General features: G+C 71.1%; 15 protein-coding genes. 7 read left to right on the top strand and 8 right to left on the bottom strand.

Features of this window, described 5'->3' with window-relative positions:
- Positions 1-177 precede the first annotated feature (177 nt).
- Positions 178-1,653, top strand: a complete 1,476-nt coding sequence (locus OHT51_RS06135; protein ID WP_328877862.1) for a hypothetical protein — start codon at positions 178-180, stop codon at positions 1,651-1,653.
- A 35-nt stretch (positions 1,654-1,688) separates the two neighbouring features.
- Complete coding sequence (locus tag OHT51_RS06140) at positions 1,689-2,543, top strand: HAD-IIA family hydrolase (RefSeq protein WP_443052419.1); 855 nt, start codon at positions 1,689-1,691, stop codon at positions 2,541-2,543.
- Here OHT51_RS06140 and OHT51_RS06145 read toward each other — a convergent pair.
- Positions 2,529-3,302 (bottom strand): sulfite exporter TauE/SafE family protein, encoded by a 774-nt coding sequence (locus OHT51_RS06145; RefSeq protein ID WP_328877863.1) that lies wholly within the window; start codon positions 3,300-3,302, stop codon positions 2,529-2,531. The two genes, OHT51_RS06140 and OHT51_RS06145, sit on opposite strands and share 15 nt — an antisense overlap.
- A gap of 66 nt (positions 3,303-3,368) precedes the next feature.
- Positions 3,369-4,556, bottom strand: coding sequence for a thiolase family protein (locus OHT51_RS06150; RefSeq protein WP_328877864.1), 1,188 nt, complete (start codon positions 4,554-4,556; stop codon positions 3,369-3,371).
- Between the two features lie 132 nt (positions 4,557-4,688).
- Between OHT51_RS06150 and OHT51_RS06155 the strand changes: the two genes are divergently transcribed.
- From OHT51_RS06155 to OHT51_RS06175, 5 genes are all read left to right on the top strand, one after another.
- Complete coding sequence (locus OHT51_RS06155; protein WP_328877865.1) at positions 4,689-5,507, top strand: alpha/beta hydrolase; 819 nt, start codon at positions 4,689-4,691, stop codon at positions 5,505-5,507.
- A gap of 125 nt (positions 5,508-5,632) precedes the next feature.
- The gene (locus tag OHT51_RS06160; RefSeq protein ID WP_328877866.1) at positions 5,633-6,115 is read left to right on the top strand and encodes a Dps family protein; all 483 of its coding nucleotides are present in this window, start codon (positions 5,633-5,635) and stop codon (positions 6,113-6,115) included.
- Positions 6,116-6,167: 52 nt separating this feature from the next.
- Positions 6,168-6,500 carry a DUF3140 domain-containing protein gene (locus tag OHT51_RS06165; RefSeq protein ID WP_328877867.1) on the top strand — a complete coding sequence of 111 codons (333 nt, stop codon included), beginning with the start codon at positions 6,168-6,170 and terminating at the stop codon, positions 6,498-6,500.
- Positions 6,497-7,144, top strand: a complete 648-nt coding sequence (locus OHT51_RS06170) for an endonuclease (protein ID WP_328877868.1) — start codon at positions 6,497-6,499, stop codon at positions 7,142-7,144. Before OHT51_RS06165 ends, OHT51_RS06170 begins: the two co-directional genes overlap by 4 nt.
- A 48-nt stretch (positions 7,145-7,192) precedes the next feature.
- Positions 7,193-8,023: an SAM-dependent methyltransferase gene (locus tag OHT51_RS06175; RefSeq protein ID WP_328877869.1), complete on the top strand. Its 831-nt coding sequence runs from the start codon at positions 7,193-7,195 to the stop codon at positions 8,021-8,023.
- 39 nt (positions 8,024-8,062) lie between these two features.
- Here the strand turns inward: OHT51_RS06175 and OHT51_RS06180 are convergent, their stop codons facing one another.
- Genes OHT51_RS06180 through OHT51_RS06205 form a run of 6 tightly spaced genes read right to left on the bottom strand, consistent with a single transcriptional unit; the run spans position 8,063 to position 14,322 of the window.
- Entirely contained in the window at positions 8,063-8,755 is a 693-nt protein-coding gene (locus OHT51_RS06180; RefSeq protein WP_328877870.1) for an SDR family oxidoreductase, read from the bottom strand.
- Positions 8,752-9,627 (bottom strand): cupin domain-containing protein, encoded by an 876-nt coding sequence (locus OHT51_RS06185; RefSeq protein ID WP_328877871.1) that lies wholly within the window; start codon positions 9,625-9,627, stop codon positions 8,752-8,754. The genes OHT51_RS06180 and OHT51_RS06185 overlap by 4 nt, the downstream gene beginning before the upstream one ends.
- Complete coding sequence (locus OHT51_RS06190; RefSeq protein WP_328877872.1) at positions 9,624-10,976, bottom strand: amidohydrolase family protein; 1,353 nt, start codon at positions 10,974-10,976, stop codon at positions 9,624-9,626. Before OHT51_RS06190 ends, OHT51_RS06185 begins: the two co-directional genes overlap by 4 nt.
- A gap of 36 nt (positions 10,977-11,012) precedes the next feature.
- On the bottom strand, positions 11,013-11,993 hold the full coding sequence (locus OHT51_RS06195; protein ID WP_328877873.1) for an alpha-ketoacid dehydrogenase subunit beta: 981 nt from the start codon (positions 11,991-11,993) through the stop codon (positions 11,013-11,015).
- Positions 11,981-12,958, bottom strand: coding sequence for a thiamine pyrophosphate-dependent dehydrogenase E1 component subunit alpha (locus OHT51_RS06200; RefSeq protein ID WP_328877874.1), 978 nt, complete (start codon positions 12,956-12,958; stop codon positions 11,981-11,983). Before OHT51_RS06200 ends, OHT51_RS06195 begins: the two co-directional genes overlap by 13 nt.
- Positions 12,958-14,322, bottom strand: a complete 1,365-nt coding sequence (locus OHT51_RS06205) for a Xaa-Pro peptidase family protein (RefSeq protein ID WP_328877875.1) — start codon at positions 14,320-14,322, stop codon at positions 12,958-12,960. Before OHT51_RS06205 ends, OHT51_RS06200 begins: the two co-directional genes overlap by 1 nt.
- Positions 14,323-14,351 lie beyond the last annotated feature (29 nt).

Consider the following 14,351-nt stretch of genomic DNA (forward strand, 5'->3'; position numbering starts at 1 on the left):
GGGCGAGCGTACGTCGTGCCGTCCGCCGCGATGCCGGCGCCCTGAGCACCATGAACGGCGCATACAGCGCGAACACTATGAACACAACGATCAGACCCGTGGTTCCTCGCCCCGCCGCTCCCTAGCATCGCGGCGCACGGCTCGACGACGCGCCGACGAGGAACGAGGAGCAGCGTCTTGGACTGGACGAGAACCAACGCAGTGAACCGCAGGTCTGTCCCATCGACCTCCCACCGGCGTACGACGCTGACCGCCCTGCTGGCAGGCGCCCTCGCCGCCGGCTTCCTCGTCGGCGCGTCGAACGCGCGGGGAGAGACAGGCGGGACGGCGGGCCCGGCTCGCGCCGACTGTCCCGCGGCCGTCGCCGACAAGGCCACCTGCTACACCGGCCGGGATCCCAACGGCGCCTACTACGCGATAGCCGTGCCCAACGACTGGAACGGCTCCCTAGTCGTGCACGCCCACGGCGGCCCCGACCTCGGTGCGGAGTCCGACCCCGGCCGCAGTCTCGACGATCTGGGCCGCTGGTCGGTGATGGTGAAGGAGGGCTACGCCTGGGCGGGTTCGTCGTACCGCCGGGGCGGCTACGGGACGCGGATGGCCGCCGCGGACACGGAGAGCGTGCGCCGACTGTTCGTCGGTGAGTTCGGCAAGCCCCGGAGGACGTTCGTGCACGGCCAGTCGTGGGGCGGGAACGTCGCCGCGAAGGTCGTGGAGACCTACGGCGACCGGGGCGGGGCGTACGACGGGGCGCTGCTCACCAACGGCGTCCTCGGCGGAGGCTCGCGCGGCTACGACTACCGCGTCGACCTGCGCGTCGTCTACCAGTACTACTGTGGCAACCACCCGCGCCCGACCGAGCCGCAGTACCCGCTGTGGCAGGGCCTGCGCGCCGGCTCGACCATGACCAGCGCCGGGCTGCGCGCCCGGCTGCAGGAGTGCACGGGCTACGCGTCGGCGCCCGAGGAGCGCACCGCGCTCCAGCAGCGCAACCTCGACGACATCCTCGCCGTGACGCGGATCCCGGAGCGCACGCTGGAGTCGCACCTGAGGTTCGCGACCTTCACGTTCCGGGACATCGTGCACGACCGCCTCGGGGACCGGAACCCGTTCGGCAACCAGGGCGTCCGGTACTCCGGTTCGCATGACGACGAGGCGCTCAACGCCGGTGTCGAGCGTTTCGCCCCCGACCCCGCGGCCGTACGCGATCTGTCCTACGACAGCGATCTCACGGGCAAGGTCTCGATCCCGGTGCTGACGATGCACGCGATCGACGACCCGACCGCGTTCATCGAGCACGAGGCCGCCTACCGGGCCACGCTGCACGGGGCCCGGCGGGATGGGCACCTGGTGCAGACCTTCACGCGGGAGGCCGAGCACAGTGAGCTGAGCGACGCCGAGTACGCCAACTCCATTGCCGCCCTGGACAAGTGGGTGCGCAGCGGTCGCAAGCCGACGGCCGGGTCGGTCGCGGCGTCGTGCGCGGCGTTCGACCGCACCTACGGCACCGGCTGCTTCTACGACCCGGCGTTCCGCCCCGCCCTGTACGCCACGCGCGTCGAGCCGCGTCCGGGCGGCCTGCGGTGGCCCGCCATGACGTCGGCGCAGGAGCGGGCGTGGAGCAGGATCGAGGGTGTCGGGATCGCGCCCTGACCTGAACCAGCAGGATCGATGGCTATGGTCCTGGCATGGAATCCGTACGTGGCGTGGAGTCCCTGCGTGCTGTCCTGATCGACATCGACGGGGTCCTCACCGTCTCGTGGCAGCCGCTGCCGGGTGCCGTCGAGGCGCTGCGGGAGATCCGCGAGGCCGGGCTCGGTGTCGCGCTGGTCACGAACACGACCTCGCGGACCCGGGCGTCGATCGCGCGGACGCTGGCGGACGCCGGGTTCCCGGTGTCCGCCGAGGACATCCTGACCGCGCCCGCCGTCACCGCCGCGTATCTGGCGGAGCACTGTCCGGGGGCGCGGTGTGTGCTGCTGAACAGCGGGGACATCGCGGAGGACCTGGACGGAATCGCCATCGTCGGAGATGACGAGGACGGGAGCGAAGGCGACGGCTCGGGCGGCCGGTCCGTTCCGGACGTCGTGGTCGTCGGGGGCGCCGGGCCCGAGTTCGGCTATGCGGCGCTGAACCGGGCCTTCGGGCATCTGCAGCGCGGGGCGCGGCTGGTGGCCATGCACCGGAACCTTTACTGGCGTACCGATGACGGGTTGCAGCTGGACACCGGCGCGTTCCTGGTCGGTCTGGAGAAGGCGGCGCGGGTCGAGGCGGAGATCACGGGGAAGCCGTCGGCCGCGTTCTTCGAGGCGGCCCTCGCACATGTGGGGGTGGGCGCGGGCGAGGCGGTGATGGTCGGGGACGACGTCGAGTCCGATGTGCTGGCGGCGCAGCGGGCCGGGGTGCGGGGCGTGCTGGTCAGGACCGGGAAGTATCTGCCGGAAACGCACCGGGCCGCGAGCGGCACGCCCGACGATGTGATCGACTCCTTCGCCGATCTGCCCGCCCTGCTGAGGGAACTGCGGGGGTCAGCGCAGCAGTAGCTGGAGGCCGCCGACGACCGTCGCCGCGATCACCAGCTGCTCGAACAGCCGCTGGTTGATCCGGTTCACCGCCCATTTGCCGAGGAACGCACCCGGCACGACGAAGAGCACCAGCGCCGCGTCGAGCAGGAGCGAGGAGCCGTCGATCAGGCCGAGTCCGGCGCTGAAGGGCACCTTGGAGACGTTGACGATCAGGAAGAAGAAGGCGGACGTCCCGAGGAAGCCGAGCTTGCGGAAGCCGGCCGACAGGAGGTACATCGACATCACCGGGCCGCCCGCGTTGGCGACCATCGTGGTGAAGCCGCCGAGGACGCCGTACGAGCGGGCCTTGACCCGGCCGGCCCGGCTGGTGACCGAGTCCGGCTCCGCCTCCTGCTCGGCCGTACGGCGGCGCCACACCGTCACGCCCGCCATCATCAGCAGGATCGCGCCGATCGAGGTACGGACGATGCCGTCGTCGGCCCGGACGAGGAACAGCGTGCCGAAGACGACGCCGGCCGCGACCGCGGGGAACAGCCGCCACAGCGTGGGCCAGTGGGCGTGCCGTCGGTAGGTGAGGACGGCGAGGACGTCCCCGGCGATCAGGATCGGCAGCAGCACACCGGTGGAGGCGCGGGCGGGGAGTACGGCGGCGAAGATCGCGAGGCTGACCGTGTTGGCCCCGCTCACCGCCGTCTTCGAGAAGCCGACGAGCAGGGCCGCGAAGGCGAGCGCGGCGAACTCCCAGCCTGTTGTGTGCCAAAGCGTCATCGTGTCCATGCGGAGACCGATGGTATGTGCAGACAACAGGTACTGGTAAGGACCGTCTCGCCAGTTGGGAGATTGCTAGTGCCTCTCCACCAGCACCGCACTTCCCTGCCCGACACCGACACACATGGTCGCCAGCCCCCGCTCGGCCCCCGTCCGCCGCATCCGGTGCAGCAGCGTCGTGAGGATCCGCGCACCCGAGCAGCCCAGCGGATGCCCCAGCGCGATCGCGCCGCCGCTCGCGTTGACCAGCTCGGGTTCGATGCCGAGCTCGTCGACGCACGCGAGGGCCTGCGCCGCGAACGCCTCGTTGAACTCGGCCTCCTGGATGTCGCCGATCGTCCAGTCGGCGCGGGCCAGAACCTTGCGGGTGGCGGGGACCGGGCCGATGCCCATCACGTCGGGGTGGACGCCCGCCGAGCCGCCGGCGACATAGCGGCCCAGGGACTCCAGGCCGAGTTCGTTGAGGGCTTCCTCGCTGACGAGGAGCAGTGCTGCCGCGCCGTCGTTCATCGGTGAGGCGTTGCCCGCGGTGACCGTGCCGCCCTGCCGGAAGGCCGGCTTCAGCCGGGCCAGCTTCTCGTACGACGTGTCCTCGCGGATGCACTCGTCGCTGTCGACCAGCACGCCGTCCGGGCGCTCGACCGGCAGGAGTTCGTCGTCGAAGTGGCCGTTCTTGCGGGCCTCGGCGGCCCGTTGGTGGCTGCGCAGCGCGAAGTCGTCCTGCCGTTCGCGCGGGATGCCGTACCGCTCGGCGACCTCCTCGGCCGTCTCGCCCATGGACAGCAGGCCGTGCAGCTCCTTCATCGCCGGGTTGACCAGGCGCCAGCCGAGCCGGGTGTCGACGGTCTCGATGCGGTGGGGCAGCGCCTCGTCGGGGCGGGACAGGACGAATGGGGCGCGGCTCATCGACTCGGAGCCGCCGGCGAGCACGATGTCGGCCTCGCCCGCAGCGATGGTCCGGGCGGCCGACGTCACCGCCTCCAGGCCGGACGCGCACAGGCGGTTGACCGTGGCGCCGGGGACCGACTCGGGCAGCCCGGCGAGGAGCGCGGCCATCCGGGCCACGTTGCGGTTGTCCTCGCCTGCCTGGTTGGCGGCGCCCCAGTAGACGTCGTCGATGCGCGCCGGGTCGAGTGCGGGCACCTCGGCGACGAGGCCCCGGATCACGGTCGCGGCGAGGTCGTCGGGCCGCACCGACGACAGCGCTCCGCGCAGTTTGCCGATGGGGGTGCGGCGGGCGGCCGCGAAGTGGACGGGACGCACGACAGGACTCCTGACCGGGCCGTATGAATCGGCACTCTGTTAATTAGCACCGCTAGTTTTGGACTATAGACCGGGTTGCCGCCCGCTGGGAAGATCCCCTGGAAACCCGCCACCGACACAGCCGGAGGAGCCATGGCCGACGCCCGCGAGCACGTACTCGACGGCAGCCGGGGACCGATCGTCGTACGCGAGTGGCCGGGCCGCGACCGGCCCCGCTGCCTCGCCCTCGTGATCCACGGCTACGGCGAGCACGCCGGCCGGTACGCCGAGGTGGCGGACGTCCTGGTCAGGCACGGTGCGGCCGTGTTCGGGCCCGATCACGTCGGGCACGGCAGGTCGGCGGGTGAGCGTGTCGTGATCGAGGACTTCGAGGACGTGGTCGCCGATGTGCACGCGGTCGCCACGCTGGCCCGGGCCGCGTATCCGGATGTGCCGGTCGTCATGGTCGGGCACTCCATGGGCGGTCTGATCGCGGCCCGCTACGCCCAGCTCCACGGGGACGGGCTCGCCGCCCTGGTGCTGTCCGGGCCCGTGATCGGCGACTGGGAGCTGCCCCGCCGGCTGCTCGCCCTCGACGAGATCCCCGACACGCCCATCAGCCCGGCCGCGCTCTCCCGCGATCCCGGGGTGGGCGCGGCGTACGTGGCGGATCCGCTGGTCTGGCACGGCCCGATGAAGCGGCCGACGGTGGAGGCGTTCGCGCGGATGCTGGACACCGTGTCCAAGGGCGGCGACATCGGGGGCCTGCCGCTGCTGTGGCTGCACGGCGCCGACGACCGGCTGGTCCCGCTCGCCGGCAGCCGCGTCGGCATCGAGGAGCTGCGCGGGGGCGAGGCGCTCCATGCCGAGCACATCTATCCGGAAGCCCGGCACGAGGTGTTCAACGAGACGAACAAGGCGGACGTCTTCGCGGACCTGGTCCACTTCCTGGACGCTGTGTTCGCACGCTGAGACGCGATGCGTTTTGCACCGGTTCGCCCTGGGCACCCGCGCCCGCATGGGGCGGTACCAGCGTCGTGCCTGCGTCGCACCGCTCCGTACTGGCCACGACCACGCCAGAAATGGAGGAGCTCGGTATGACTGTCGTCAAGAGCACGCTTCCCGAACCGGCTCGCCGGGTCGCCGGGGAGGCCCTGCAGAGCACTCTCGTCGATCTTCTGGGACTCTCGCTGATCGGTAAGCAGGTGCACTGGAGCATCGTGGGCCCGCGGTTCCGGTCGATCCATCTGCAGCTCGACGAGGTCGTCTCGGTGGCCCGCTCGTTCTCCGACACGGTCGCCGAACGTTCCGCGGCACTCGGCCTGCCGCCCGACGGCCGGCCGGAGACCATCGCCGCGGCCTACACGCTGCCCGGCCCCAAGGAGGGCTGGGTGCGCGACAACGAGGTCGTCCAGCTCATCGTGGACTCCCTGGGGGCGGCCATAGAGCGGCTGCGCGCCCGAATCGACGCGACCGCGGAGCCGGACCCGGTGACGCAGGACCTGTTGATCGGCATCACGAGCGAGCTGGAGAAACAGCGCTGGATGTTCGACGCCGAGAACTGGCCGCGCGACGAGTGACCTCGCGATCCGCCCATCGCACACAGACGAACCCGGAAGGAAGGGGCACACCGTGACCGACGCCCTCGAACTCGACGTGCTGTGGCAGGAGTTCCACCGCGTCGTGAACATGACCTCGCAGGAGCTGGCCACCTGGCTGCGGGTCAGTGACGCGGACGAGGAGACCGAGCCGCTGCCGGACCAGGCGGGCACGCCGACCGGGCAGCACGTCCTCGCGATCCTCCAGAAGCGTCGCACGGACCTCACGGACGACGATGTCCAGATCATGTACGACGTCGTGGACACCGTCACCGAAGAGGCGGACATCGAGAATGAGCCCGAGCCCGAACAGACCCGCCGTCGGCATCAGCTGATGACCATCGGACACGACCCGCTGAGGCCATGAGCAACGACAAGCGGGTCGTACGGGAACTCGTCCGCGCGCACGGGCGGACGTTCGCCGAGGAGGCCGGCATCCCGCTGCGGAACACCCCGCAGCCGCTGTACCGGCTGCTGGTTCTCGCACACCTGCTCAGCGCCCGCATCCGCGGCTCGATCGCCGTCGACACCGCCCGCGCCCTGTATGACGCGGGGCTGCGCGATCCGCGCCGGATGGCCGGCGCGGACTGGCAGGAGCGGGTCGACGCGCTGGGCCGGGGCGGCTACCGGCGCTACGACGAGCGCACGGCCACCCAACTCGGCGAAGGCGCCGAGCTGTTGAACGACCGGTGGGGCGGCGACCTGCGGCGGCTGCGCAAGGAGGCGGACGGTGATGTCGCCGAACTGCGCAGCCTGCTGCGGGAGTTCCCCGGCATGGGCCCGGCCGGCGCCGACATCTTCCTGCGCGAGGCCCAGCGGGTCTGGCCGGAAGTGGCGCCCTACCTCGACGCCAAGGCGCTCTCGGGCGCCGAGCGGCTCGGTCTGCCCAAGGACCCGGAACGAGTGGCCGGCCTGGCCGGAAACACCGAACCGGCCGTGCTCGCCGCCGCGTTGGTACGGGCCTCGCTCGACAAGGAGGTGGCCGAAGACAGTCTCCGCCGGGCCGCATGATCGTGGAAGACTGCTCGCAGCACACGTTGTCGAGCACAGGAGGCCTACGTGACGGGGACCGAATCGGGAACCGAGTCGGGGACCCAGTCGGCCGTATCTCGTATCGACACGAGCAGACCGCACCCGGCCCGGGTGTACGACTGGTTCCTCGGCGGCAAGGACAACTACCCGGTCGACGAGGAGCTCGGGCGCCGGATCACCGCGATGCAGGGCGACGCTCCGCGGCACGCGCGGGCCAACCGCCGGTTCATGCAGCGGGCCACCCGTGCGGTCGTCGAGGAGACGGGAATCCGGCAGTTCCTCGACATCGGCTCCGGCATCCCGACCGAGCCCAACCTGCACCAGATCGCCCAGTCCGTCGTGCCGGACGCACGGGTGGTGTACGTCGACAACGACCCGATCGTGCTCGCTCACGCGCAGGCCCTGCTGCGCGGCACTCCCGAGGGTGCGACCGACTATGTGCAGGCCGACGCGCGCGAGCCGGAGCGGATTCTCGAACAGGCCGCCTCCGTCCTCGACCTCGACCGGCCCGTCGCCCTGTCCCTGATCGCGCTGCTGCACTTCATCGCGGACGACGACGGCGCCCACCGGCTCGTGGACACACTGGTCGGCGCGCTGGCACCGGGCAGCTGTCTGGTGCTGTCGGCGATGACGGCGGACTTCGAACCGGAGAACGTCCGCCGGGGCATCGAGGCCTACAACGCGAGCGGGGTGACGCTCGTGGCGCGTTCGCACGCCGAAATGGGCCGCCTCTTCAAGGGACTTGAGCTGCTGGAGCCGGGGATCGTCTCCCTGTCGGACTGGCGGCCGGGCGCGGGCGAGCTCGGGGCGAACGAAATCCCCGTGTCGCTGTACGGCGCGGTCGGCCTGAAGCCCTGACGACAGGAAGCCCCGACCCAGCCCCCGGCTCGAAGCCGCTCACCCGAGCAACCACCCTCCGTCCACCGCGAGTTCGACCGCGTTGACCGACCGGTTGCGCAGCAGGAAGTCCACCGCATCCACGACGTCCGCCATCGTGGCGAGCCGCGCCGTGGGCGTTCTGGCGCGCAGCCCCGCCAGCACCTCCCCGGGCTTGGCCAGCCAGTACGGGCTGTCCCCCACGACCCCGGGATGCACGGCGTTGACCCGTACCGGCGCCAACTCGACGGCGAGGGTGTTCACCAGGCCGCCCACGCCCGCGTTGACGGTCGCCACCGTCGTCGCGCCGACGTACGGGCGCTCCTTGGCCTGTCCGCCGAACAGCACGATCGCGCTGTCGTCGTGCAGCCGTGGGCGCAGGGCGTGCACGACCTCGGTGTAGCCGACGAGCTTGAGCGTGACGAGGCGCACGGCGGCGTCGATGTCGTACTCGGTGACCCGGTTGTCGTCCCGGGAGACGCCCGCGATCACCAGGTGGTCCAGACGCCCGACGCCGGCCAGTGCGGCGGCGATCTCCCGGGGCTGCGACAGATCCAGGGCGAGGCCCTGAGCAGCGCCGATGTCCTTGGCCACCGTGTCGGCGCGATGGGCGTCGCGACCGGTGAGGACCACCTCGTCACCCCGCTCAGCGCGGGAGCGGGCGAACTCGCGGCCGATCCCGGAGGTACCGCCCACGACGAGCACACTGCTCATGACCCCAGCGCCTCCCTCAGATACTCCCAGTCACGCGTGAAGCGGTAGGAGTGCCGCGGCGGCGGCTGCGGCGCCTGCGTCTCCAGCCAACGCAGCGGCCCCTCCCCCGCGTTGGCGAACCCGTGCACACAACCGGCGCCCGCCCACGCGAGGTCGCCGGGCCCGAGCCGGTACCGCTCGCCGTCGAAGGTGGCGTGCGCGACCCCCTCCAGAAACAGGTACGTCTCCTCGAAGGGGTGGTCGTGCGTGCCGGTCGCCCCGTCCGGGGCGTACTGCACCATGAACATGGTCGAGGCGACCGCGCCGAGATCGCTGTCGACCATCATCTTCACGGTGATCCCGCTGTACACGAGCAAGGCGGTGCGCATGCTCGCCGACACCGCGAGCAGGTCCTGGGCCTGCTTGCCGGGGTCCATCTGTGCGGGCTCGAAGTGGCCGAAGGACCGGGTGCGCGGGTCGCGGACGTCGATGTGTGCGGGGTCGCGGTCCGGCAGCGCGGGGACCGCCTGGGTGTCGTGGCCGTAGCGGGCCCGCGGCACCGGTGCGAGCATGTCGGCCCAGCGTCCGGCGGTGTCCCCGGCGCCGCGCCAGGCGTGCGGGACGCCGGTCGGGAGGAGGCCGTAGTCGCCCTCTGCCAGGAGGTACGACCCGTCGGGCGTATCGAGGATCACTGCCCCGTCGAGCACATGGAAGCTCTCCTCGTACGAGTGCACATGTGCGCCGACCCGGCCGTCGGGCCGTATCTCGCACAGGCCGAAGCCGGTGTGCACGCTGCCGTCACCCTCGCCGACCAACTCCCGCCGTCGGTGGCCGAGTTCGTCGTAGGGCGGCACCGGGACGTCGGCGGCCCGGCGCACCAGGTGTCGGGTCATGCGGCGCTCTTCTCCTCCTTCGCGGCCAGGAGCCGGTCGCGGGACTCCTGGACCAGTCGGCGGGCCCGGTCGACGTCGGCCACGAGCCGGCCGGCGCGCTTGTGGATCACGCCGTCGACGATGACCGTGTCGACGTTGGAGACGTCCGCCGACAGCGTCACCGCGGCAGCCGCGTCGTGCACCGGGGCGACGTTCAGCGCGGTGGCGTCGATCGCGACGACGTCGGCGCGCTTGCCGGGGGTCAGGGAGCCGGTGCGGTCCTCGACGCCCGCGACGTGGGCGCCGTTGCGTGTCGCGATCTCCAGCATCTGACGTGCCGTCAACATCGTTTCGGGGACGGGCAGGTTGGCCTTCCAGCAGTCGGCGTTGACGCGGGCGCGCTCGGCACCGAAGGCCGCGCGGATCTGGGTGAACATGTCGCCGGGCGCGGTGGTGACGACGTCGATGCTGAGAGAGGGCCGCAGTCCGTACTCGATGGCCTTCATCACGGGCGGCCAGCCGTGCCCCATCTGCTCCTCGACCTGCGGCGCGATCGACACCGTGCCGCCGCTGTCGGCGACCAGCTGCCACTCCTCCTCGCTGAAGTAGCAGCAGTGCACATAGGTGGTGTCGGGGCCGAGCAGCCCCAGGCCCTGGAGCTGCTTGATCATGCCGAAACGGCCCGCCAGGCGGCCCATCGCCACGTGCACGGTGATCGGGATGCCCAGCTCGCGGGCGAGGGCCCACTCGGCGGTGACGACGTCGTTGGTGCAGAATCCGGGGCCGCGGGTGGCCAGTCCCATGGTCAGCAGACCGTCGTCGGAGGAGAAGTAGGCGCTGCGGATGCGTCGTACGTCGTCGCCCGGGATCGCGATCTTGCTGTCGAACCAGTAGTCGGCGATTGAGGTGTTGGCGCTGCCGTACGCGTACTGCGCACGGATGCCGGTCTCCGTGAGCGCCTGGATCGCGGCGTCCGGATGCGCGGGTGTGTTGTTGATGTGGGACCAGTCGACGAGAGTCGTGATGCCGGCGTTGAGGCACTCCAGCGATCCCGCGAGGTTGGCCGCGTACACGTCCTCGGGGGTGTAGAGCGGTGCGAAGGAGTCGAGGATGTCGACGAAGTAGTCGTCCAGGGTGGAGTCGGGGGCGACATTGCGGATCGACGCCTCCCAGGTGTGACGGTGGGTGTCGACGAAGCCGGGGATCACGATACGGCCGGACATGTCGAGCACTTCCGCGTCAGCGCTGATGTCCGGTTCCACCGCCGTGATCTTCCCGTCCTCGATGAGGACGTCCCCCTGTGGGAGGTCCCCGACAGCGGGGTCCATCGACAGCACGTGACCGGCTCGCAGGAGTATCCGATCGGGCATCGCTCTTCCTCCCATGCGGTGTTTCGGACGGGACGTTCAATAGGCGGTGAGGGTCCTCACGGCCGTGACGACCTTGTCGACGGTGGGGATCACCCGCTCCTCCAGCGCGTCGGCGAACGGCAGCGGGACGCACTCCCCCGCCACTCGCCTCACCGGCGCGTCCAGCAGGCCGAACCCCTCGTCCGCGACGACGGAGACGACCGTCGCGCCCCAGCCGCCCTGATACGGGTTCTCCTCGACGGTGACGAGCCGCGAAGTCCGCCCGAGCGACGCGAGCACGGTGCTCATGTCCAGCGGCACCAGACAGCGCAGGTCGATGACCTCCGCCTCGATGCCCTCGCCGGACAGCAGGTCGGCGGCCTTGAGTGCGAGCGGCACCATCGAGGCGAGGGCGACGAGGGTGACGTCGGCGCCCTCGCGGACGACTGCGGCGCGGCCCAGCTCGACGACGTGGTCCGGCGGCGCGGGCGCGCCCTTGGCGGCGAGCAGCGCCTTGTGCTCGAAGAAGACGACCGGGTCGTCGCTGCGGATCGCGGCCGCCATCATGCCGATCACGTCGGCGGGGGTCGCCGGTGCGGCGATCTTCAGACCGGGCACGGTGAGCGCCCAGTTCTCGGTGGCCTGGGAGTGCTGCGCGCCGAAGCCGAGCCCGCCGCCGTTGGCGGTGCGCACCACGAGCGGGACGGTGACCTGGCCGCCCGTCATGTACCGCACCTTGGGGATCTCGTTGGCGAGGTAGTCCCAGCAACAGGCCAGGAAGTCGGAGAACATGATCTCGGCGACGGGCCGCATCCCGGTCATCGCGGCGCCCATGGCGGCCCCCACGATGGCCTGTTCGGAGATCGGTGTGTCCCACACCCGCTCGGGTCCGAACTCCTTGAACAGCCCGACGGTCGTCTTGAACACCCCGCCCGCCGCACCGATGTCCTCGCCCAGGCACACGACGGACGGATCGCGCCGCATCTCCCGCGCGATGCCCTCGGCGACCGCCTCCCGATAACTGATCACGTCCGCCACGCCGCGCCTCCGTCCGTCCATACGCCGGTGAGCGCCTCGTCCGGATCGGGCGCGGGCGCCGCCTTCGCGGCCTCGACGGCCTTCTGGACGAGGGAGGTTGCCCGGTCGTCCGCCTCGCCGATCACCGCCTCCGACACCCCCATCTCGACGAGCCGGCCCCGCGCCAGGTCCAACGGGTCGTGCTTCAGCCAGCGTTCGACCTCCTCGGCCGGACGGTAGGTGGCCGGATCGGAGCGGCTGTGCCCGAAGTGGCGGTAGGTCAGCGCCTCCAGCAGCGCGGGCCCGTCTCCTGCCCGGGCCCGAGCCGCGAACCGGGCCACCGCCTCCTCGACCGCGAGGACGTCATTGCCGTCCACCACCTCGCCCGGGATGCCGTACGCGGGCGCCCGGTCGGCGGCGGGCCGGGGCACCGCCGTCACGTCGGCGATCGGCGTGTACTCCATGTAGAGGTTGTTCTCGCAGACGAACAGCACCGGCAGCTTCCATACGGCGGCCAGGTTGAGTGCCTCGTGGAAGGCGCCGATGTTGGTGGCGCCGTCGCCGAAGAAGGCGACCGCGATCTGATCGGTGCCGCGCAGCCGGGCCGACCAGGCGGCACCGGCCGCCATCGGGAGGTGGGAGCCGACGATGGCGTACGAGCCCAGCATGCCCGTGGACGCCTTGGTGAGGTGCATGGAACCGCCCTTGGCCCCGCACAACCCCGTGGCCCGGCTCATGAGTTCGGCGAGGCACTCCTCGGGTGTGGCGCCGCGTGCCAGCGCGTGATGGTGTCCGCGGTAGGTGGCGAAGACGTAGTCGTCGGGGCGCAGGGCGGCGCTCGCGCCGACGGCGATGGCCTCGTGCCCGGCGGCGAGGTGGGTGGTGCCCTTGACCAGGCCCTGGAGGAAGAGGTCGTGGGCGGCCTTCTCCGTGCGGCGGATGACGGTCATCCGCTCGTAGGCGGCGAGGAGTTCGGCCGGTTCCATCAGCGCGCCCCGTCGTCACGGGATGTGCTGCGGGAGGAGTCGCGTGACGTGTTGAGGTGGGACTGCGACTCGCGCCGGGTGTTCAGCTCGCCGCCGACCGTCCAGTACTTGCGGCCCGCCACCAGCAGTTCCTCCGCCGGGAACTTGGTGATGACCTCGCAGCCGTCGGCGGTGACGACCACTTCCTCCTCGATGCGGGCGGCGGACCAGCCGTCGGCGGCGGGCCAGTAGGTCTCCAGCGCGAACACCATGCCCTCCTCGAGGACCTCGGGGTGGTCCAGGGACACCAGCCGGCTGAAGATCGGCTTCTCCCAGATCGACAGTCCGACGCCGTGGCCGTACTGGAGGGCGAACGCGGCGGTCTCGTCGGCGAAGCCGAACTCCTCGGCGCGCGGCCAGACCTGCACGATGTCGGCGGTGGTGGCGCCCGGGCGGACGAGGTCGATGGCCTGGTCCATGTACTCACGGCAGCGCACATAGGCGTCGCGCTGGGCGCGGGAGGCGCTGCCGACGGCGAAGGTGCGGTAGTAGCAGGTGCGGTAGCCGAGGTGGCTGTGCAGGATGTCGAAGAAAGCGGGGTCGCCGGGACGGATCAGGCGGTCGCTGTAGACGTGCGGGTGGGGTGAGCAGCGCTCGCCGGAGATCGCGTTGACGCCCTCGACGTACTCGCTGCCGAGGTCGTACAGCACCTTGCTCACCACCCCGACGCACTCGTTCTCGCGCACGCCGGGACGCAAGTAGCCGTACAGCTCCTCGTACGCGGCGTCGACCATCGCGCAGGCCTGGGTGAGCAGGGCGATCTCGTCCGGTGTCTTGATGCGGCGGGCCTCCAGGAAGACCTGCTGTCCGTCGACGACCTCGATGCCCTCGGCGCGCAGGGCCGTGAGGACCGGCATCTCGACGACGTCGATGCCGAGCGGCTCGTCGGCCAGACCGTGGGCGCGCAGCTCGGTGGCGATCTTCGCGGCGACGTCCGCTGCGATCCCGGCGTGCGGGTGGAAGGCGCCGCGCAGTGTGGAGATGCCGGCGCGGGCGCCGGTGGGCGGGCTGCCTTCCTTGCCGTCGCTGTAGTCGAGCCACGGGTTGTAGAGCTGGTGGTGCCGGGCCGCGGAGCCGAAGTCCCAGACGATCGGCTCGCCGCCGCGCACCAGCAGGGCGAAGCGGATCAGCTTGTCCATCGCCCAGGTGCCGATGTGCGTGGCCGTCATGTAGCGGATGTTGGCGAAGTCGAAGCTGAGCACCGCGCCGAGATCGGAGCGGTTCAGGGTCTCGCGCAGGCGGGCCAGCCGCTGTTTGCGCAGCCGGTCGAGGTCGACGCGCTCTTCCCAGTCAACGGCATTGGGTCCGAAAGTGCGGATCGCCATGGCGACCACCCCCGCTTGGGAGTCAACGA

This window comes from Streptomyces sp. NBC_00299, from assembly GCF_036173045.1.
Lineage (GTDB): Bacteria > Actinomycetota > Actinomycetes > Streptomycetales > Streptomycetaceae > Streptomyces > Streptomyces machairae.